The sequence below is a fragment of the Streptomyces sp. NPDC045899 genome, assembly GCF_056431485.1.
On the sequence record NZ_JBWKKP010000005.1, the window covers coordinates 354,722 to 375,780 of the forward strand.

The following is a 21,059-nucleotide window of genomic DNA, read 5'->3' on the forward strand; positions in this document are numbered from 1 at the left end:
CCGAACGCCACCGAAGGATTCTCCATGACCCGTGCCCTCGTCATCGGCGCCGGAGTGATAGGCGCCGCCACCGCCCACCGCCTCGCCGAAGCAGGTGTCAGCGTCACCGTGCTCGAGGCGGGTGGCCGCACACCGGGCACCTCCGGCGCCACCTTCTCCATCGACGTCACCCATCTGAAAACACCCCACTCCTACTTCCTGCTCAACCAGCGCAGCGCCGCGCTCCACCGGGAACTGGAGAAGGAGCTCCACACCGGCACCGCGAACGCCGGCTGGTGCCATCCCGCACCGCTCATCCAGTGGGGTGACACCGAGGAGGAACACCGCACCCTCCGCGCACGTGCCGAACGCCTCGCCGCCTGGGGCCACCCCTGCCGCACTGCCGACCCCCGCGAGCTGCGCACCCTCGTACCTGCCATCGACCCCGCCTCCTGCCGGGCCACCGAACTCCTCGTGCACGACAACGCCGCCTGGTACGACGCCCCCCTCCTCGCACGCACCCTCCTCGACCGAGCCGCGGCGCTGGGTGCCGACATCCGCTACGACACCCCCGTCACCGCACTGCTGCTGGACGGTGAACGGGTACGTGGCGCCCGGGCACGGGGCCGGTGCTTCGAGGCCGACCACGTCGTCAACTGTGCGGGCCCCGACGCCGGGCGCATCGCCGAACTGGCCGGCGTACGGCTGCCGTTGCACCAGATTCCCGGTCTGGTGGGCGAGTCCGTCCCCCTAGCCGAGCCGCTGCGCGCCATCGTCGCCACCTCCGGCGTCGATCTGCGCCCCGCCCCCGGCAACCGGGTCTGTGCCATCTCCTGGCCGGTCGACGCCCTCCTCGCCCCGACCCCGGCAACCCCGGTGCCGCCCGAGGCCGAACTCCTCAGCCGGTGTGCGGCGATCCTGCCCGCCTTCCGCTCCCTGGGAGGCACCCGGATCGGTGTCCGCCCCGTTCCCGAAGACGGCCTTCCTCTGGTCGGCCCGCATCACCGGGCTCCCGGCCTCTACACCATCACCACCCACAGCGGCGTCACACTCGCGCCGCTCCTCGCCGCCCTCGCCACGCAGGAACTCACCACATCCATCCCCGAACCCGCCCTGACCCCGTACCGCCCCGACCGCGACACCTCACACCCCGTCCGCGACGAAAGCCTCGCCCTGATGAGCGGTCACCGCACCGAAACCGACGAGGACGCCCGTGCGGGTGTCCGCCGGTTCACTCGGTGACGGCTTCCCGTCCGTGACGCACACGCATGCTCGGATGCACCTCGCGCTCGATGTGCGGCATGATCTCCGGGATGTAGATCTTCTGAATGGCGTCACCGGCGTCGTGTGCCTCCCAGTCGGCGCGGCCGGCCCAGTGCTCGACCAGGACGAAGCGGTGGGGGTCCTGGTGTGACTGGTACGCCTCCCAGCTGACGCAGCCGTCCTCTGCCAGGCACAAGGGGCGCATCCGGGACAGGGCGTCGGCGACCGGATCGATGTTGGTGTCCTCGGAGACCCGGATGATGACGATGAGGTCGAACAACGTGCTCCTCGGAGGTGGGCTGTGTCTCCGCCCGTGGCGCGGAGGTTCGCACGACCGGCCACGGTAGGCGATCTCTGTCCGTGCTGTCCTGCCGTTTCACCTCAGCCGGTGCGCCAGCGCTGGGAGGTGTCGGTGGTCAGTGGGGCGAAGGAGAGGAAACCGGCCGCCTTTTCATCGGGGACGACGGCGCGGTCGGAGGCGAGCTGCGGGCGCAGCCGACCCCGTTCGTCGAAGAAGAACAGCAGATCGAGGGTGCGCTCGCAGTTGGAGATGGCGATGCCCTTGGTGATCCGGCCCCGGGTGTCCAGGCAGTAGCCGGGGTTGGCGCGGTTGCGCACCAGGCCGTCCGGGTCGAGCCGCCACTTCTGGGTGTCGGCGCCGGAGCGGCAGTCCCCGGTGATCACGTCGGCACCGTTGAAGAACGCCCCCTGGACGTCGAGGCACTGCCCCGTGGCGGCGTTGACCACCGTCATATAGGGGCCGGTGGGGGTGGGCGAGGGCGGTTCCTCCGGGGCTTCGGACGGGGCTTCGGACGAAGGGGACGCCGACGGTGTCCGGCTGGGACCCGGCGATCCGGTGGCGGACGGGGAGGTGGCCGAGGGGCCCGGGGGCGGAGTGGCGCCCGCGGCGCTTCCGGGCCGTCCCGGCCCGGAGTCGCCTCCGGACTGCGCGGTGGCCGAGATACCGGTGATCACCGCCGCCAGGACCACACCGCTGCACACGACCAGTGGCGCGGCACGGGTGAACGGCCGCTGGAACACCCGCCGGACCGCCACGGGCGGGTGCCCCGGTTCCGCGGCCCCGGTGGCCATCGGCACCAGCGCGGTGGCGGCGGGCGCCGGGACGTCCGGGAGGTAGCGCTCGCCCGCCCAGCCCAGCAGGGCGGCGGCCACCAGCGGGCGGGGCCGCCGGGCCAGCTCACCCAGACCTGAGAGCACCGCGGCGCAGCCGGGACAGTCGGTGAGGTGGCCGGGGAGGTCCGAGCCCCGTCCGGTGTCCTCGCGCCCGGCGGCCACCTCCAGGATCCGCCCGAAGGCCCAGCACTCCTCGCCGGCGTCGCGTTCCAGATAGACGCGCAGACACTGGTCGCGATAGGTCTCCCGGGCCCGGCCGGCCAGCCGGGGGACATCCGCGGCCCGGCGGCCGGTGCGGCGGGCCACCTCGTGGTCCGGCTCACCTTCGACCAGCGTGTGCCACAGCAGGGTCCGGGTGGCGGGCGGGAGCGCGGCGAACCCCCGCACCAGGGGGAGGCCGGAGGGTTCACCGCCGTGCCCCTCCTCGAGGTGGACCGCGTAGTCGGGGTCGAGGCGTTCGCGGGAGCGGTTGGTGATCCAGTCGGCGGCCACCTCGTGGACCAGGGTGAGCATGCGGTGGCGCCACGGGGCGGCCGGTTCATCGGTCTGGAAGATCTGGGCTGACGCCAGGGTGAAGGCCCGCGCGGCCAGTCGGTCGGCCGACCACTCGTCACGGCAGCAGAGCCGGGCGTAGTCCAGCACCCGGGGCAGATGGCGGCGGCGCAGCTCCTGCGCCGCCGGATGCGGTGAGGGCGCACCGGCCCTGATGAACTCGACGAGCCGTGCGTCGGACAACTCGACGTAGGTGGGGGGTTGTTCCGCAGGGGGCAAGGAGGACCACCGGATACTTCGATCACGGGCGGGGTGGGGGCGCCCCCATGGTGATCGAAGATCGCCGGGACCGACAGTGTGTCCGCAGGTAACGTAGGGAAATTGCGCGGGATGCAACAGGGCCGGACCAGACCATCACGGGCGGTCCGGCCCCTGTCGGTACCAACTCAGCCGTGTGGCTGGAGCATTGCCTCACCGCAGTCCGGCAGGACCGGTGGCTCATCCCGCGCGGCCGGGGACTGACGGGGTATCTGTCGTGCGATCCGCAGCGGTACATCGGATGCCCCCGCGGCACCGATGGCCCTGACCGCCCCGCCCTTCCCGCCCTTCCCGGCCGTGTCGGCGGTGCCCACGCTTCCCGTGGCCCCCGCCGGGTCCAGCCGCTCGGTCTCCTCCAACTCCCCTGAGACCTCGGTGCCTTCGATCCGTTCGACCCGCTCCCGTTCCGCCGCGTCCGCCGCATCGGCCGCGTCCGCCGCCCCGGCCTTCGCGGTCCGCTGCGCCTCCCCCTCCGCGCCGTGCACCGTCAGCATCACCAGACCGGCGCTCGCGACCAGTGCCGCCACCAGGGCCAGCAGGGCGCCGGGGGCACCGAACCGGAAGTGCTCGCCCAGCGCGGCGATGCCCACGACCGCGGCGACCACCGGATTGACCACGGTGGCCGTCGCCAGCGGTGAGGCCAGTCCGGCACCCCGGTAGGACGCCTGGGACAGCAGCACCCCGCTGGACGCCAGCAGGCCGATCATGGCGAGACTGGGCAGGGCGTCACCCAGCGCCCCCCAATTCCACTCCACCGCCACGTTCTTGGTGAACACCGACGAGATGCCGAAGGCCGTGCCCGCCGCCGCGGCCAGCAGCACGCTGCGGACACCGGGCACGCTGACCCAGCGCGCGGCCCCGGCGAGCACCGCGATGACGCAGACCGTCACCACGGTCACCACGATCCGCTCCCGGTCCGCCAGCGCCTGCGCGTGCGAGGAACCGGTCAGCGAGAGCAGTCCGGCCAGTCCGGCGGTGGCCAGCACCGCGCCCCGCCAGCCCGCCGCGCCCACCCGGCGGCGTACGAAGAGCGCCGCCATCGGCAGCGCGAACACGATGGTGAGGGCGCCCAGCGGCTGCACCACGCTCAGCGGCCCGTAGGCCAGGGCGATCACATGGAGGACCGCGCCCGTCCCGTTCAGGGTCACCGCGGCCCACCAACTCCCGCGCCGCAGGGGCGCGGACGAACGCGGCGTCGTGGCCGCGACATGCTCCTGGAGGATGGCTCCGGCGGCGTAGCAGACCGCGGAGGCCAGGGCCAGCAGCACAGACAGCGCGAAGGAGGTCACGTCGTGACCCCCCGGGCCGTTCGGTCGTCGTCCATACCTCCACCCTGGGGGGTGGAGGGGCCTCCCGTCGTCGTCCTTGAGCACAGACTTCCGTGTACTACCTGCGTAGTACGGACCGCCACCAGTGGGGGGCCTTGGCGGCGGCCGAACGGGCCCGCTGGAGGAGTTCGTTCTGCGGTTCCGCGGGCCGGTAGACGGTCAGCGCGCCCGGCAGCTTGTCGAGCCGCAGCGCCCTGGCGCGGGTGCCGGAGACCTCGCCGTCGTAGGCGAGGGAGTTCACCTCGTCCAGGCCCGACAGCCGCAGTGTGCGCATCCGGGCCGTCGAATAGACGTGGGAGCGGCCCAGCGTTCCGGTGAGCGCGGCGAACAGCAGCCGGGTACGGGCCAGCCGCTGGTCCCCGTCGATCGCCCGGACGTCCAGCAGCCCGTCGTCGAGCTGGTCCCGGTACGCGGGCGCGAAACCGTCGGGGGAGTAGCCGCCGTTGCCGACGAACAGCACCCACAGCCGCCGCTTGTGCCCGTTGACCTCGATCTCCATCGGCTCCGCGGTGCGCAGGACCCGGGTGAGCGCGACGGCCGCCGCGGGCCACTTGCCGAGCCGGTCCTGGAGGCCCTCCCGGATCCGCACCAGCTCGGGGTAGAAGCCGATGCTGAAGGTGTTGACGAAGTGCTTGGTGTCGTCGTCCCCCGCCGAGACCGGGGCGGCACGGGCGAGGTCGACGGCCACGGCGTCGCCCTCGGTCACCGCGTGCGCGGTGTCCTCGAAGGCCGGTACGCCCACGTCCAGGGCGAAGTGGTCCAGGGTGCCGCCCGCGAACACCGCGAGCGGCAGTCCGCGCTCGGCGGCGAGGGTGGCGGCCGCGTTCACACTGCCGTCGCCGCCGCAGATGCCCAGCGCCCCGGCCCGCTCGGAGGCCCGTTGCCCGGCCGTCTGGAGCAGGGTCATGAAGTCGTCGTCGGGGCCGCATTCGAGGATCTCGGCGGCGGGCAGCAGCACCCGCAGCTGGTCGGCCGTGCTGAGCCCGCCCGCGGCGGCGGCGCCCGCCCGCTGGTTGACCAGCAGGACCAGCCCCTCCCCCTTGGGCAGCGCGGGGGCGGAGACCCGGGGCCGGGCCTGTGCCGGGACCTCGGGGCGCGGCGGCCAGTAGCGGCAGGTGAACACCGCGGCGCCGACCCCGATCGCGATGCCCGCCAGCACATCGCTGGGGTAGTGCACGCCGACATAGACCCGGGAGGCGGCGACGGCGGCGGCCAGCGGGGCCACCAGCAGGCCGTACCGGGAGGACTCGAGGGCCACTCCGGTGGCGAACGCGGCGGCGGAGGCCGAGTGGCCGGAGGGGAACGAACTCGTCCAGGGCTGCTCGCGCAGCCGCCGCATCAGGGGGACGCCGTCCAGTACCGGACGCCGCCGGTCCACGGTCCACTTGATGACCATGTTCGAGGCGAGGGACGCCACGGCGAGTGAGCCGACCCCGCGCAGCGCGGCCCGCCGCGCGGTCCGTCCGCCGACCGCGCCCAGCACACCAGCGGCACCCAACCACAGCCGTCCGTGGTCGGCGGCCCGGCTGAGCCGGGGCAGCGTGGGGTGCGCGCCGCGCAGCCGTCCGGCCGCGACCCGGGCGAACAGCCGGCGGTCGAATTCACTGATGCGTCTCATGCGTCAATGGGTATCCCGGATCCGGCGTCGGCACGCGTCATCGGAATCCGAGTGTGATCAAACCCGCCGTCGGACGGGCTCCCGGGTACGGCCGCCGACGATGAGTCCGACACCGTGGACGAAGCGGTCCTCGAAGCCGCCGAAGTGCGGAACGGCCGCCGCGAGCGAGGGGTAGCGCTCGGGGGTCACCGCCCGCCGCAGTGACTCCGGGCCGCCGCCGGTGCCGTCCGCGGCCTGTTCCTCCTGGACGAGGCCGAGGGTGAAGTAGACCAGGGCCCAGGTCCGCCATGCCGCCTCCGCCGGATCGTGCTCGCCGGCCAGGAACGCGCCCGTCAGCGCGTCGGCGAAGCGCAGGGTGTTCTCCTCGGCCACATCGGTACCGGCCACCACCCGTGCCCCGTCCCGGTGAGCGAGCAGCGCCGAGCGATAGCGCCCGGCCAGGGTGCGGGCCCGCTCCTCCCACGGCTCCGGCAGGGGGTCGGCCGCACAGCCGTCGAGCATCGCGTCGGCCATGAGCTCCAGCAGCCGCGGCTTGCTGGAGGCGTGCCAGTAGACGGTGTTGAGCTGGACGCCGAGCCGCTCGGCCACCTTGCGCATCGTGAGCTTGTCCAGCCCCGACTCGTCGAGCAACTCCAGCGCCGCCGTCACCACGGCCGTGCGGTCCAGGCCCATGCGCACCCTCTCCCTCTGTCCCGCGTCCCCGCGTGTCGCGATCCGCGCTTGCGTCTTGATCCGGGATCAAGTGTACTGAGGTGCAGCTCTTGATCCTGGATCAAGAGCCTTCGGCGTGGCGCAGCGATCGGCCGCGCGCATCAGGGACCAGAACCGAACCGGAGGAGACGCTGTGGTGGATGACGTCGTCGTGGTGGGGGCCGGGCCGACCGGACTGCTGCTCGCCGCCGAATTGCGGCTGGCGGGGGTGCCGGTCACCGTCCTGGAGCGGGCGACCGGGCGCAGTCCGCACTCCAAGGCGCTCACGCTCCATCCGCGCACCCTGGAAGTGCTGGCGCTGCGCGGTATCGCGGGGCGGTTCACCGCCGAGGGCGTCCCGCTCCCCGTCGGCCACTACGGGGGGCTGCCGACCCGGCTGGACTTCTCCGCGCTCGACACCCGCTTCCCGTACACCCTGGTCCTTCCCCAGCTGCGCACCGAACATCTGCTGGAGCGACGGCTGGAGGAGCTCGGCGGCGAGGTCCGGTGGGGGCACCGGGTCCTCGCGGTGCGCCAGGACGCGGACGGCGCCGAGGTGGAGGTGGCGGGACCGGACGGGGCCGGTGTCCTGCGGGCGGGCTGGGTGGTGGGCTGTGACGGCGCCGGGAGCACGGTGCGCTCCTCGGCGGGGATCGACTTCCCCGGCACCCCGACCACCACCACCGGCTTCCTCGGCGACGTCCTGCTCGACGCGCCGCCGCCCGCGGGCGTCCCGTCGTACGAGAACGCCCGGGGCGGCATCCTGATCGTCGAGCTGGCGGACGGGTACCACCGCATCGTCGGCTCCACCCAGGAGTCCTCCGCCGTGCCCACCGCCCAGCCCCTCACCCTGGAGGAGCTGCGCACCGCCGTGCGCGCCGTGGCGGGCACCGACTTCGGGATGCGCGCGCCCCGGTGGCTGTCCCGCTTCGGCAACGCCGCGCGCCAGGCCGCCCGTTACCGCGCCGGGCGGGTGCTGCTCGCCGGGGACGCGGCGCATATGCATATGCCCTTCGGCGGCCAGGGGCTCAACGTGGGCGTCCAGGACGCCTTCAACCTCGGCTGGAAACTGGCCTCCGTCTGCCATGGACGCGCTCCGGCCGCGTTGCTGGACACCTACCACGCCGAACGGCATCCGGTCGGAACCGCGCTGCTGGAGAACACCCGGGCCCAGACGGCCATCGGCGCCGCCCACACCCCGGACGCCCAGGCGCTGCGCGATGTCCTCAGCGGGATCCTGGCCGACCATCCCGATGTCAACCGGCGGCTGGCCGGGCAGGTCTCGGCGCTGGACGTCGCCTACCCGGACCCGGACGGCGGGCCGCTGGCCGGTGACCGTGCCCCCGATGTGGGGCTGGACGGCGGGTGCGGACCGAGTCTGTACCCGCTGCTGGCCGACGGGCGCTTCGTCCTGCTCGATCTCACCGCGGACGGGCCGGGAGCGGATGTGGTCGCCGCGGCCGCCGGGCTCGCCGGTGGCGCGGACCGGATCCGGACCGTGGCCGCTCGCCCGGTCACCGCCCACCCGGGCTGGGACGGACTGACCACCGTGCTGGTGCGACCGGACGGCCACATCGCCTGGGCGCGCCGTGCGGTGGACGGTGCCGTGACACTGCCCGGGGCGGCCTGACCGGCCCGTGTGCGGTGCGTACGCCCGGTCGTGGCACCGGCGTGCGGTGCCCGGCCCGGCGGTGTAGCGTCCGCCGCACCTCCGCCGCCCTCCCCCCGGAGGGGGCGCTGGGTGCGGTCGGCGATGGAGTCGATCTTCGTGGCCGGAGCGCCGGGCCGGGTCGTGCGCACACCCCGGCGAGGGCCCGGCCGGCCGCCTCCGGCCCCGGGCCGCGCGCCAGGGGTCCGTCACCCGTTCGGCCGTCAAGCCCACCGGCCCCGGCATCCAGCTCAGCACGACTGGCGTCCCGCGGCCACCGGACGTAACGCCGCGACGGGCCGTTGTCCATTCCTTGTCCACTCCGTGGAAATCGACGCGCGGAGCGTTCCCTTGCTGGTTAACCTGGCGACAGATCCGGTTCAGCCGACACAGGGAGTGTGCGGTGACCCCCGAACAGACACAGAGCGAAGAGTCGCACGCAGACGACGACGGGCGGTGCGCAGAGCCCTCGGAAGTGGGCAGTCTGGAGGTGTGGGCACGTTCCGCGCCGATCCGCCTCGCCGGTTACGAGGACGACCTGGCCGAGCCGCACATCCTCCAGAGCGTGGACTGAGGGTTCCGCGGCCAATCGCTTCAATGTCGAACATTTCGGACGGCCATCATTCAGCCGAATTCGACAAGATCGAAGAGGGTGGCCCCCCGCCGGGCCACCCCGCCGAATGAAGAGTTCACGCCAGTGGTATAGACCAATGACGGTACAGGTCACCGCGAGGTGTCCGATCGTCACAGGTCCCACACATCTGTGAAGTCGCGTGTCGGGTGGTGTGGTCCGGAGCGTCGATAATCGGCCATGGCCGGTCCGGCCGAAGACGGGTCATACGGTGATACGGCAGTCCATCCCCCCGGACATGCCGCACTATATGGTCTGCGCGGTTTCGGCTTCGGTCGCGCGGCTGGTGAGGGCGGTCGTGTCCTCGACCGGCGATTCGGTACGGCCGTCGGGGAGGGGAGCCCCGACAGCGGCCGGGGAGGGGAGCCCCGGCCGCGGCGAAGCCGCTTCTTGAGGATCACTCATCGTTCATTCCGCGTGAACACCTGCCACTGAGTGGCTTGTTCACGTGTGTCACACACCGGTCGGCTGCCGCGTCCTGCGCGGCTGCCCCTGGGGGGAGTTCACCATGGGTCGGATGACCCGGCCTGCCGCGGTGTGCGCGCCGCGCCGGTCCTGTCGTCGGCGACGGCGCCGACCCGTACCGGCTGCGCCCGCTGGCCGCCGTACCGCCCGCCGACGATGTCACCCGCACCGCTCAGCGGCGGACTCGCCGCGCTGCCGGGCCTGGTGGCACGGCAACACCACGGCACCCCCTTCTTGCTCACCGGACACGGCGTCAGCCGGCGCGAACGCTCTCCTGGCCTCCGTGCCGGGCCGTACAGCCGGCCGGTCAAGGCGCTGATGCCGGGCCTCCGCAACGGAGTGGATCCGGCCGCCTTCCCGCCCGCCGGGCCGGGGCCGCATCTGTTCGGCCGCACCCCGCGCGGTGCCGAGGGCTACCGGAACTCCCGCGAAACCCTTGCCGCGGATCGGGCCTCGCCGGGGCCGTCAGCTCGCTCTCCGGCATCGGCCAGGGCATCCCCTTCCCCCTCATCGACGCCATGTCCCGGGTGCGGGCCGTTGTCTCGACCGCTGTGGGCGGGGTGGGCGAGGCCGTCGGCGACACCGGCCTCGTCGTACCGCCCCGCGATCCGGAGCGGATGGTCCAGCTCGCGGTCTGCGGCGCGGCCACGGCCGTCCTGCTCAGCGCCGCCACCGCACTGCCCGGCCGGATGACCACGTACCGCTGATCCGGCGCGCTCCGCCACCGGGCCATCACCGCATCACACCACCGCAGCAGAAGAGGAGTTCCCGCATGTCCGAAAACACCTCCGCCACCGGCACCTTCGCCACCACCGTCGCCGTCACCGGCGCGGAGGGCTTCATCGGTTCGCATCTCGTGGAGGCGCTGGTGGCCACCGGCCACCGGGTGCGGGCGATGGTGCAGTACAACTCCTTCTCGTCCTTCGGCTGGCTGGAGTCCCTGCCCCACGAGGTGCTGGCCAACGTCGAGGTGGTCCTCGGCGACGTCCGCGACCCGGGTTCGGTGAACGGGCTTCTCCGCGGCACCGACGCCGTCTACCACCTCGCCGCCCTCATCGCGATCCCGTACTCCTACCGGGCCCCGCACAGCTACGTCGAGACCAATGTGACCGGCACTCTCAACGTGCTGGAGGCGGTGCGCCACCTGGAGATCCCCCGGCTGGTGCACACCTCCACCAGCGAGACCTACGGCAGCGCGCGGACCGTCCCCATCACCGAGGACCACCCCATCAACACCCGGTCCCCCTACGCCGCCTCCAAGGCGGGCGGGGACCGGCTGGCCGACAGTTACCACGCCGGCTTCGGCACCCCGGTGGTCACCCTGCGCCCGTTCAACACCTTCGGCCCGCGGCAGTCCATGCGCGCCGTGATCCCCACCGTCATCGGCCAGGTGGCGGCCGGGCAGACCACCATCACCCTCGGAGACCTCCGTCCCACCCGCGACTTCACCTATGTCGAGGACACCGCGGCGGCCTTCCTCGCCGTCGGCACCGCCCCCGCCGCGGATGTGGTCGGCCGCACCTTCAACGCGGGGACCGGCGGTGAGATCTCCGTCGGTGACCTGGTCGCCCTCGTCGGCAAGCTCATGGACACCACGCTCGACGTCCGCGAGCACGCCCAGCGGGTACGGCCCGCCGACTCCGAGGTGATGCGGCTGGTGTGCGACGCCACCCGGCTGCGCGCCGCCACCGGATGGAGCCCCGCACACACCCTCGAGGAGGGTCTGGAGCACACCATCGCCTTCTTCCGCGACCCGGCGAACCTCGCCCGCTACAAGACGGACCTCTACAACGTCTGATCGTCAACTGCTCCGGTGGGGTGGGCGGCGATGCGGTACATCTGACCGGTACCAACGCGCGCGGCCCGGCGGTGCTGTGCCAGGCGCTGGCCGAGGCCGCACCCCGGGCAGCGTCTGGTGCACTTCGGCTCGGCGGCCGAGTACGGCCACCGGTGTCGGCCGCACCGTCGACGAGACCACCCCCGCCCGGCCGCTGAGCGTGTACGGCGCCAGCAAGCCGGCCGGGACCCTCGCCGTCCTCGACGCCCCGCTGGACGCCCTGGTGCTGCGGGTGTTCAACCCGCTGGGCCCCGGCGCCCCGACCGCCGGGCTGCCCGGACGGCTGGCCGCCGAACTGCGCCGCGTCACCCCCCACGGCCCGGAGGGCACGGTCCGGGTCGGCGATCTCTCCGCCCACCGCGACTTCGTCGACGTGCGCGATGTGGCGCGCGCCGCCGGGCTCGCCGCCACCCCCCGGCGCGCATCCGCGGATGCTCAACATCGCCAGTGGTACCGCCCGTCCGGTACGTGAGGTGGCCGAGGGACTGGTGCGCGAGAGCGGCTTCCGGGGACGGCTCGAGGAGAGGGGCGGCGGCTCGGACCGCTCCGCCGCGGTCTCCTGGCAACAAGCTGACATCGCCGCGGCCGTCCGGGTGATCGGCCGGCAGCCCCGCCACACCTTCGCCGATTCCCTGGCCGGGCTGTGGGCGGCCAGCGTCGACCAGGCCGCGGTTCCCGCGCGGTGACACCCCTTCAACGGCGGCTGCTGGTGCCGCTGTACGTCCACCCGGCGGTCGATCCGCACCCCTGGAGAGTGCTGGAGCGAGCCGCCGGGCGGCTGTACGGCGTGGTCCTGAACCCGGCCGACGGACCGGGGCGCCGCCCCGACGCGGTGTTCGCCGGAGCCGCCGCGCGGCTGCGCGCGGCGGGCGCGCCCCTGCTCGGCTACGTCGACACCGCCTACGGCCACCGCCGGACCGCGCCGGTCCTGGCCGATATCGGCCGGTACCGCCGCCGGTACGGCGTGGACGGGGTGTTCCTGGACCGGGTCCCGTCCGCCGCGGCCCATCTGGCGCGATATCAACGGCAGGTGAGGGCCGCCCGGACGCTCGGCGCCCGGTCGGTCGTCCTCAATCCCGGCACCCACCCCGACCCCGGTTACACCGCTCTCGGCGATCTGCTGATCACCTTCGAGGGGCGCTGGGAGGCCTACCGGCACACCCCGGTGCCCGGCTGGACGGCCGCGTATCCCCCCGAGCCCTTCGGTCACTTGGTGTACGCCGTGCCCCTCGGCCGGGGCGGCCGGGTGGCCGATTCCGCACGCCGACGCGGCGCCGCCGTGCACTGCGCGGTGCCCGGCGAGGGCGCCAACCCCTGGCAGTCCGCCCCCGACGGACCGGAATGAGGATCCGGCCGACGGCGTGACCTGCGGAAGAGGCGTGACCACTACTGGCCAACTGCCCGTTAAGCCGGTGCCACTGGGGCGCGCGGGGCGGACTGGTGCGCCGTGCGACCGTCATGGCAGGATGCCTCACGCGGCGTTCCCGGCCTTAACCAACCGTGAGTGCGTCCCGCCGTGAACAGCCACGATCAAGAGGGGGAGCGGATGGCCGTCGGGGCCAACGGGTCACCGGACGACACCGGCAGTCGGCTCGCGGACCGGCTGAACTACCTGTTCGCGACCATGCACCCGCCGGGCTCCCCCTACACCAACGCCCATGTCGCGGAGGAGATCAGCGGAAGCGAGGAGTACGGCAAGGCGGCGCTGACCGAGCAGTATCTGTCGATGCTGCGCAACGGGAAGCGCACCAACCCCAGCCCGGACCTGCTGCGCGCACTGGCCAAGTTCTTCGCCGTGCCGGTCGGTTACCTGCTCGGCGACCTGTCGCCGTCCCAGGCGGAGCGGGTGGAGGAGGAGGTGCGGTTCCTCGTCGCGATGCGCGACAAGCGGGTGCGCAGCATCGCGCTGCGCTCCGTGGGCCTCCCCCCGGAGGTCCAGGACAGCCTCACCGCCATCATCTCCCAGTTCCGGCAGCAGATGAACCTGCCACCGGAACCGGCCGGGCCCGAGGGGCCGGCGGAGCCGGACGGCCGGGCACCGCGTGGCCGAGGCTGACGCGCGGCCACTGTTCTGCTCCTGGCGGCGGACCGGAATCGAGGGTGGTACAGGCATGCGAGTGGGTCGGATACGACGGCGGTGCAAGCGGCTCATCAAGGAGCTCGGTCTGCCCTCCTCGACCGATCTGCCGGGCCTGTGCGCCATCGTGGCCGAGCGTGTCGGACGCCCCGTCCATCTGGTGCCGATGAGCCTGGGCGGTGTGGTCTCGGGCATGACGGCCAGCACCGACGACGGGTACTGGGTCTTCTACGAGCTCAGGACGTCCCCCTGGCACCAGATCCACATCGTGCTGCACGAGATCGGACACCTGTTGCTCGGGCATGAGCAGGACCCGGCCGTCACCGAGGACGCGCTGCGCATGTGGACCCCGTCCATGGACGTCACCACCGCCATGCGGCGCCTGGGCATGACCCCGGGCTTCGCCCGCCACCACTGCTATGACAACCTCACCGAGCGCGAGACCGAAGTGCTGGGCACCCTGCTGATGGAGCGTGTGGTGCCCACCTCGGCCGATCACGGACTGCCGCTGCGGGGCCGGGCCGCCGAACTGGCCGCCGCCCTCGGCCCGGCACTGCGCCATGTGCGCGACACGGGCGGCACCGCCGGCACCCGCCGGGCACCCCGAGCCCCCGGCAGCGGTGGTGGGGCTCGTGTTTGACCTGGTCTACCTGTCGTTCGGGGCCGCCGCGTGGGCGCTCGCCGGATACAAGGCGCGCGCCTGGTTCCGCGACCGCGGCAACGCCGACCTGGGGCTCGCCTGTGTGATGACCGCCGCCGTGGCCGATGTGTTCCTGCTCTCGGCGCCCAGTGTCTACCGCTGGTTCGACCGGCTGGTGGGCGTGGCCAATCTGGCCATGGTCCTCCTCTACTCCTCGGTCGTGGTGTTCGCCACCGGCGCGCTGGTCCTGCTGCTGCGCTGGACGGGGTCGGCGATCCGGCCCCGGATGGTGGTGGCCGCCGTGGGCCTGGTGTGGGCCGTGGCCGTCACGGGCTTCGCCGTCGGCCGCCCGGACGCCGTGGAACATCCCCGGGACTTCAGCACCGCGTACGCGAACGAACCGGGTGTGGTGCTCTTCCTGGTGCTGTATCTGGCCATCTTCGGCACCGGACTCGCGGGGCTGGGCATCCTGTGCCCGCGCTACGCCGCCACCCTGCGCGGTTCGTGGCTCGCCCGGGGGCTGCGGGTGCTCGCCGCCGGATGCTGGCTCGGCCTGGTCTACTGCGCCTGCAAGCTGATCGGGTTCGGCTTCTCCTGGGCGGGCCGGGAGCTGTACTGGCTCTCCAACGGCGTGGCCCCGCTGACCGCTTCGGTCGCCGCACTGCTCGTCCTGGCCGGGTTCGCCCTGCCGGCCGGAGGTCCGCGCGCCTCCGCGTGGCGCCGGTTCCGGCGTCTGCGGCCGCTGTGGCGGGAAGTCACCGCCCAGGCTCCCGAAGTGGCCATGGGACAGCCGCGCTGGACCGGCTGGTGGCCGCTGGCCGATCTGGAGTGGCGGGCCAACCGCCAGATGGCGGAGATCCGTGACGTCCAGCGCGGTGTGCGACGCCATGTGGAGGCGGACGTCCTGGAGATCGCACGTGTCAAGGCCCAGGCCGCACGGTTCGACGATTGGCAACTTGCTGCCGTAGTGGAAGCAGCGGCGCTCAGACGGGGTTTGCTGAATCAAGCACACGGACACGTACCGGTGACCGCCGCGGACAGCGTGGTGGTCACCACGGGAACCGAACTGGCCGATGAGCACGAGCACTTGGCCAGGGTCGCCGATGTCTACCGGCTGCCGCTGGTGGACGAGGTGCTCGCGGAGCTGGGGGAGGGGGCCGCCGCACCTCGGCGGTGACGCAAGGGGGATCGAAGACGAGGTGGCCCTGGACGGGGGTCGGGGCCGCCCGTGGCGCAGGCGGCGCCGGGGAGATTCAGTCCCGGCGCCGCCTACCGGCCAGCACCGCTCCGCACACCCTCCCCGGTGCCTCCCCAGCGGCTCCGCACCGCCTCCCCACCGGCCGGGCCCCGGAGCCGACTTCGGCCGACCCGGACGATCTAGAGTCGGGAGCCATGACCGCGAACTCCACCCCCCGCGACACCAGCGGGCTGCTGACCGACCCCTACGCCACCTACGCCGCGCTGCGGGAGGAGGGCCCGGTCCACCGGATCACCGGCCCCGACGGCAATCCGGCCTGGCTGGTCACCCGCTACGAGGACGTCCGGCAGGCGTTCGCCGACCCCCGGCTCTCGCTGGACAAGGGCAACGCCCGCCCCGGCAACTTCCGCGGCTTCTCGCTCCCGCCCGCCCTCGACGCCAACCTCCTCAACATGGACCCGCCGGATCACACCCGGGTCCGCCGTCTGGTGGTGAAGGCATTCACCGCGCGCCGGGTCGAGGCGATGCGCGCGGGCGTACGACAGCAGGCGGAGGCGCTGCTGGACGCCGTCCAGCCCCATGGCCGCGCCGATCTGATCGCGGACTACGCCGGACCGCTGCCCATCGCGGTGATCTGCGATCTGCTCGGTGTTCCCCACCGCGACCGTCAGGACTTCCTCGCCTGGTCCGATGCCCTGCTCACCCCCGACCCCCGGCGTCCGGAGCAGGCCAAGGAGGCGATCGGCAGCATGCTGCGCTTCTACACCGGACTGATCGCGGCCAAGCGGGCCGAGCCCGGTGATGATCTGCTCTCCGCCCTGATCGCCGCCCGCGACGAGGACGGTGCGGGCGGCCCCGGCGGAGCGGACCGGCTGAGCGAGGACGAACTCACCTCACTCGCCTTTCTGCTCCTCTTCGCCGGATACGAAAATGTGGTTCATCTCATCGGCAATTCTGTATCCGGTCTGCTCGACCGTCCCGAACTGCTGAGCGCGCTGTGCGGGAAACCGGAGGGGATCCCGGCGGTGGTCGAGGAATTCGCCCGCCATGACGGACCCGCGCCGCTCTCGATCCGCCGCTTCCCGCTCGAGGACATCGAGATCGGTGGGGTGACCGTTCCCGCGGGGGAGACGGTGCTGCTCTCCATCGCCTCCGCCAACCGTGACGCCCGCCACTTCGAGGATCCGGACCACTTCAATCCACATGTTGTCCGGTCCGGGCACCTTGCGTTCGGTCACGGCATCCACTACTGCCTCGGTGCTCCGCTGGCCAGGATGGAGGCCGAAGTGGCCCTGGAAGCCCTGTTGAGCCGCTTTCCGGGGATGCGGCTCGATGTTTCCAAGGAGGAGCTGCGGTGGCGGCCATCGATCCGCACGCGTGGCCTGATCTCGCTCCCCATCGCCTGGTGACGGGGAAAGCGAACACGTTTGTGATGCATAACCCGGGCCCGATGCGGTAAAAAGGTCATCGAGCCCGCCCGGTGTGCATCCCCCGTCGCACCGGGCGGGTCTCTCTTAACGGGCGTCATCCCGTGGCGAACGGCACATAGAGAGCAAGCTCACAGCCGGTTCCTCTGCTCTGGCTTTAGAAGATCGCACTAGCCTCCGCTGTCATGACGGTCCTGCCTGACGGCCTTCCCCTCGCCGACGAATTCCCGGATGTGACGCGTGACCAATGGCGCCACCTCGTCGAAGGAGTGCTGCGCAAAAGCGGCACCTCGGACGCCGTAGGCGAACAGGCCGAAGCGGTCCTCGCGACCGCGCTCGAGGACGGCATCACCGTCCAGCCGCTGTACACCGCTGATGACGCCCCGCAGGACGCCGGACTCCCCGGCTTCGCACCCTTCGTACGCGGCGGCCGGCCCGAGGGCTCCACGGTCTCCGGCTGGGATGTGCGCCAGCGCCACGCTCACCCCGACCCGGCCCGCACCAACCAGGCGGTCCTGGCCGACCTGGAGAACGGTGTCAGCTCGGTGTGGCTGGCGGTCGGCGAGGCCGGGGTGCCCGTCGACGCCCTGCCCGAGGCGCTGAACGGGGTCTATCTCGACCTGGCCCCCGTGGCCCTGGACGCGGGCGCCGACTTCGAGGCCGCCGCCCGCGCGCTGCTGCGGCTCTACGGCGAGCGCGAGGTGCCGCCCCACGCGGCGCTCGGCAACCTCGGCGCCGACCCGCTGGGCCTGGTGGCCCGCACCGGCCGGGACGCCGATCTGCCGGGGCACCTGGCCGCCGCCGCGGAGCTCGCGGCCCTCAGCCACCGTGACCACCCCGGGATCCGCGCCCTCGCCGTGGACGCCCTGCCGTACCACGAGGCCGGTGGCACGGCCGCCCAGGAGCTCGGCTGCTCGCTCGCCGCGGGCGTGGCCTACCTGCGGACGCTGACCGAGGCGGGGCTGAGCGCCGAAGCCGCCTGTGGCGAGCTGGAGTTCCGCTACGCGGCCACCGCCGACCAGTTCCTGACCATCGCCAAACTGCGCGCCGCCCGGCGGCTGTGGGCCCGGGTCGCGCAGGTGTGCGGTGCGGCCCCGGAAGCGGCCGCCCAGCGCCAGCACGCGGTGACCTCCCCGGTGATGATGACCCGGCGCGACCCCTGGGTGAACATGCTCCGCACCACCGTGGCGAGCATGGCCGCCGGGGTCGGCGGCGCCGACGCCGTCACTGTGCTGCCCTTCGACAGCGCCATCGGCCAGCCCGACGACTTCGCCCGCCGGGTGGCCCGCAACACCTCCACCATCCTGCTCGAGGAGTCGCACCTCGCCCGGGTGATCGACCCCGGCGGCGGCTCCTGGTACATCGAGCGGCTCACCGACGAGGTGGCCCGTGCCGCCTGGGCCTGGTTCCAGGAGATCGAGGCCGCCGGCGGGCTCGCCGCCGCCCTCGCCTCCGGTCTGGTGCGCGACACACTGGCCGAGACCTGGGCCCGCCGCTCCCGTGACCTGGCCCGCCGCAAGGAGCCGATCACCGGCGTCAGCGAGTTCCCGAACCTCACCGAGCAGCCCGTGGAGCGCGAGACGGCCTCCGCGCCGTCCGGCGGCGGACTGCCGCGGGTGCGCCGCGACGAGGCGTACGAGGCGCTGCGCGCCCGCTCCGACGCGCACCAGGCCGCCGAGGGCACCCGGCCCCGGGTCTTCCTGGCCGCCCTCGGCCCCGCGGCCGCGCACACCGCGCGCGCCACCTTCGCCGCCAACCTCTTCCAGGCGGGCGGTATCGAAGCGGTCACCGCGACTGGGGAGACGGTCACCGTGACCGCCGAGACCGTGGCCGAGGCGTTCGCCGCCAGCGGCGCCCGCGTGGCGTGCCTGTGCTCCAGCGACGCGCTGTACGCGGAGCAGGCGGCGGGTGTCGCCGAGCGGCTGAAGACCGCGGGCGCACTCCAGGTGTATCTGGCCGGGCGGCCCGGGGATCGACAGGATGAGTACGAGCAGGCCGGCGTGGACGCGTTCGTCTTCGCGGGCTGCAACGCGGTCGAGGTCCTCACCTCGGCCCTGGACACCATGGGGGTGGCGTGATGGCGGCCGGTCCGCAGGACGCCGGAAGGATTCCGGACTTCTCGGGAGTCGAGCTCGAGGCGCCCGGTGAGCGGGTCACGGCCACCTCCGCCGAGTGGGCGGCCGGTCTGAGCGAGAACGTCGGCAAGAGCGCCGAGGACCTGGTGTGGGACACCCCGGAGGGCATCGGGGTCAAACCGCTGTACACCGCGGAGGACCTGACGGGTCTGGACTTCCTGGGCACCTACCCCGGCGCCGCGCCCTATCTGCGCGGCCCGTACCCGACGATGTACGTCAACCAGCCCTGGACGATCCGGCAGTACGCGGGCTTCTCCACCGCCGAGGAGTCCAACGCCTTCTACCGCCGCAACCTCGCGGCCGGTCAGAAGGGCCTGTCGGTGGCGTTCGACCTGCCCACCCACCGCGGCTACGACAGCGACCACCCCCGGGTGACCGGTGACGTCGGCATGGCGGGCGTGGCCATCGACTCCATCTACGACATGCGTCAGCTCTTCGACGGCATCCCGCTGGACCGGATGAGCGTGTCGATGACGATGAACGGCGCGGTGCTCCCGGTGCTCGCGCTGTACATCGTGGCCGCCGAGGAGCAGGGGGTGGCACCGGAGAAGCTGGCGGGGACCATCCAGAACGACATCCTCAAGGAGTTCATGGTCCGCAACACCTACATCTATCCGCCGCAGCCGTCGATGCGGATCATCTCCGACATCTTCGCGTTCACCTCGCAGCGGATGCCCCGCTACAACTCCATCTCGATCTCCGGCTACCACATCCAGGAGGCCGGAGCCACGGCCGACCTGGAGCTGGCGTACACCCTGGCCGACGGGGTGGAGTACCTGCGGGCCGGGATGGACGCCGGGATGGACGTGGACGCCTTCGCGCCGCGGCTGTCGTTCTTCTGGGCCATCGGCATGAACTTCTTCATGGAGATCGCCAAGTTGCGGGCGGCCCGGCTGCTCTGGGCCAAGCTGGTCAAGCAGTTCGACCCCAAGAACCCCAAGTCGCTCAGTCTGCGTACCCATTCGCAGACCTCCGGCTGGTCGCTCACCGCCCAGGACGTGTTCAACAACGTGGCGCGTACCTGTATCGAGGCGATGGCCGCCACCCAGGGCCACACCCAGTCGCTGCACACCAACGCGCTGGACGAGGCGCTGGCACTGCCCACCGACTTCTCCGCGCGTATCGCCCGCAACACCCAGATCCTGCTGCAGCAGGAGTCGGGCACCTGCCGGGTGATCGACCCCTGGGGCGGCAGCGCCTACGTCGAGAAGCTCACCCACGACCTGGCGCGGCGGGCCTGGCAGCACATCGAGGAGGTCGAGGCGGCCGGCGGTATGGCCAAGGCCATCGACGCGGGCATCCCCAAGCTGCGCGTCGAAGAGGCCGCGGCCCGCACCCAGGCGCGTATCGACTCCGGCCGCCAGCCGGTGATCGGCGTCAACAAGTACCGCCCGGAGAGCGGCAGCGACGAGCAGATCGAGGTCCTCAAGGTCGACAACAGTTCGGTGCGCGCCCAGCAGATCGAGAAGCTGCGGCGGCTGCGCGCGGAGCGGGACGAGGCGGTCTGCCAGGACGCGCTGCGGCGGCTGACCGCGGCCGCCGAGTCGGGTCCGGGTACCGGCCTGGAGGGCAATCTGCTGGCCCTCGCGGTCGACGCGGCCCGTGCCAAGGCCACCGTGGGCGAGATCTCCGACGCACTCGAGAAGGTGTACGGGCGCCACTCCGGTCAGATCCGTACGATCTCCGGTGTGTACCGAGACGAGGCCGGACCGTCGTCCGGCGTGGACCGCACCCGCGCCCTGGTGGAGAGGTTCGAGGAGGCCGAGGGCCGCCGCCCGCGCATCCTGGTCGCCAAGATGGGCCAGGACGGGCATGACCGCGGCCAGAAGGTGATCGCCACCGCCTTCGCCGACCTGGGCTTCGACGTGGACGTCGGCCCGCTGTTCCAGACCCCGGAGGAGGTCGCCCGGCAGGCGGTGGAGGCCGATGTGCACATCGTCGGCGTCTCCTCGCTCGCCGCCGGCCACCTCACCCTGGTGCCCGCGCTGCGCGAGCAGCTGGCGCTGGCCGGGCGCGAGGACATCACCATCGTCGTGGGCGGGGTCATCCCGCCGCAGGACGTCCAGACCCTGCACGAGGCCGGTGCCGCCGCCGTCTTCCTGCCGGGCACGGTCATCCCCGACGCCGCCCACGACTTGGTCAGGTCGCTCGCCGCCGACCTCGGCCACGAGCTGTAGGC

18 protein-coding genes and 1 pseudogene are annotated in these 21,059 nt (G+C 72.6%); 14 read left to right on the forward strand and 5 right to left on the reverse strand.

Annotation, left to right across the window (positions count from 1 at the left end; all coding sequences use genetic code 11):
- The first annotated feature begins 24 nt into the window (after positions 1–24).
- Complete coding sequence (locus tag AC07FT_RS10505; protein WP_479175623.1) at positions 25–1,221, forward strand: NAD(P)/FAD-dependent oxidoreductase; 1,197 nt, start codon at positions 25–27, stop codon at positions 1,219–1,221.
- Here the strand turns inward: AC07FT_RS10505 and AC07FT_RS10510 are convergent.
- From AC07FT_RS10510 to AC07FT_RS10530, 5 genes are all read right to left on the reverse strand, one after another.
- Positions 1,211–1,522: a putative quinol monooxygenase gene (locus tag AC07FT_RS10510; protein WP_479175625.1), complete on the reverse strand. Its 312-nt coding sequence runs from the start codon at positions 1,520–1,522 to the stop codon at positions 1,211–1,213. The genes AC07FT_RS10505 and AC07FT_RS10510 overlap by 11 nt on opposite strands.
- 101 nt (positions 1,523–1,623) lie before the next feature.
- A complete protein-coding gene (locus tag AC07FT_RS10515; RefSeq protein WP_479175626.1) occupies positions 1,624–3,111 on the reverse strand; it encodes a ricin-type beta-trefoil lectin domain protein in 1,488 nt (495 codons plus the stop codon).
- 203 nt (positions 3,112–3,314) lie between these two features.
- On the reverse strand, positions 3,315–4,475 hold the full coding sequence (locus AC07FT_RS10520) for a DMT family transporter (RefSeq protein ID WP_479175628.1): 1,161 nt from the start codon (positions 4,473–4,475) through the stop codon (positions 3,315–3,317).
- Positions 4,476–4,572: 97 nt separating this feature from the next.
- Positions 4,573–6,132: a phosphatase PAP2 family protein gene (locus tag AC07FT_RS10525; protein WP_479175630.1), complete on the reverse strand. Its 1,560-nt coding sequence runs from the start codon at positions 6,130–6,132 to the stop codon at positions 4,573–4,575.
- 57 nt (positions 6,133–6,189) lie between these two features.
- On the reverse strand, positions 6,190–6,804 hold the full coding sequence (locus AC07FT_RS10530; protein ID WP_479175632.1) for a TetR/AcrR family transcriptional regulator C-terminal domain-containing protein: 615 nt from the start codon (positions 6,802–6,804) through the stop codon (positions 6,190–6,192).
- 175 nt (positions 6,805–6,979) lie between these two features.
- Between AC07FT_RS10530 and AC07FT_RS10535 the strand changes: the two genes are divergently transcribed.
- From AC07FT_RS10535 to scpA, 13 genes and pseudogenes are all read left to right on the forward strand, one after another.
- Positions 6,980–8,452 (forward strand): FAD-dependent monooxygenase, encoded by a 1,473-nt coding sequence (locus AC07FT_RS10535; protein ID WP_479175634.1) that lies wholly within the window; start codon positions 6,980–6,982, stop codon positions 8,450–8,452.
- 421 nt (positions 8,453–8,873) lie between these two features.
- Positions 8,874–9,044, forward strand: a complete 171-nt coding sequence (locus tag AC07FT_RS10540; protein ID WP_254740936.1) for a hypothetical protein — start codon at positions 8,874–8,876, stop codon at positions 9,042–9,044.
- 599 nt (positions 9,045–9,643) lie between these two features.
- Positions 9,644–10,201, forward strand: a pseudogene (locus AC07FT_RS10545) (DUF3492 domain-containing protein); the annotation flags it as partial.
- A 137-nt stretch (positions 10,202–10,338) separates the two neighbouring features.
- A complete protein-coding gene (locus AC07FT_RS10550; protein WP_479175636.1) occupies positions 10,339–11,364 on the forward strand; it encodes a GDP-mannose 4,6-dehydratase in 1,026 nt (341 codons plus the stop codon).
- A 76-nt stretch (positions 11,365–11,440) separates the two neighbouring features.
- Complete coding sequence (locus AC07FT_RS10555; RefSeq protein ID WP_479175638.1) at positions 11,441–11,875, forward strand: NAD-dependent epimerase/dehydratase family protein; 435 nt, start codon at positions 11,441–11,443, stop codon at positions 11,873–11,875.
- Position 11,876: 1 nt separating this feature from the next.
- Positions 11,877–12,089 carry a hypothetical protein gene (locus AC07FT_RS10560; RefSeq protein WP_479175639.1) on the forward strand — a complete coding sequence of 71 codons (213 nt, stop codon included), beginning with the start codon at positions 11,877–11,879 and terminating at the stop codon, positions 12,087–12,089.
- Positions 12,086–12,748: a spherulation-specific family 4 protein gene (locus AC07FT_RS10565; protein ID WP_479175641.1), complete on the forward strand. Its 663-nt coding sequence runs from the start codon at positions 12,086–12,088 to the stop codon at positions 12,746–12,748. The genes AC07FT_RS10560 and AC07FT_RS10565 overlap by 4 nt, the downstream gene beginning before the upstream one ends.
- Before the next feature lie 201 nt (positions 12,749–12,949).
- Positions 12,950–13,459 (forward strand): helix-turn-helix domain-containing protein, encoded by a 510-nt coding sequence (locus tag AC07FT_RS10570; protein WP_254741727.1) that lies wholly within the window; start codon positions 12,950–12,952, stop codon positions 13,457–13,459.
- A 55-nt stretch (positions 13,460–13,514) separates the two neighbouring features.
- Positions 13,515–14,120, forward strand: coding sequence for a hypothetical protein (locus tag AC07FT_RS10575; RefSeq protein WP_479175642.1), 606 nt, complete (start codon positions 13,515–13,517; stop codon positions 14,118–14,120).
- The gene (locus AC07FT_RS10580) at positions 14,113–15,297 is read left to right on the forward strand and encodes an MAB_1171c family putative transporter (protein WP_471196783.1); all 1,185 of its coding nucleotides are present in this window, start codon (positions 14,113–14,115) and stop codon (positions 15,295–15,297) included. Before AC07FT_RS10575 ends, AC07FT_RS10580 begins: the two co-directional genes overlap by 8 nt.
- A gap of 215 nt (positions 15,298–15,512) precedes the next feature.
- Positions 15,513–16,727 carry a cytochrome P450 family protein gene (locus AC07FT_RS10585; protein ID WP_479175644.1) on the forward strand — a complete coding sequence of 405 codons (1,215 nt, stop codon included), beginning with the start codon at positions 15,513–15,515 and terminating at the stop codon, positions 16,725–16,727.
- Positions 16,728–16,930: 203 nt separating this feature from the next.
- On the forward strand, positions 16,931–18,823 hold the full coding sequence (mutA, locus tag AC07FT_RS10590) for a methylmalonyl-CoA mutase small subunit (protein ID WP_479175646.1): 1,893 nt from the start codon (positions 16,931–16,933) through the stop codon (positions 18,821–18,823).
- The gene (gene scpA / locus AC07FT_RS10595) at positions 18,823–21,057 is read left to right on the forward strand and encodes a methylmalonyl-CoA mutase (protein ID WP_479175648.1); all 2,235 of its coding nucleotides are present in this window, start codon (positions 18,823–18,825) and stop codon (positions 21,055–21,057) included. Before mutA ends, scpA begins: the two co-directional genes overlap by 1 nt.
- The last annotated feature ends 2 nt before the right edge of the window (positions 21,058–21,059 follow it).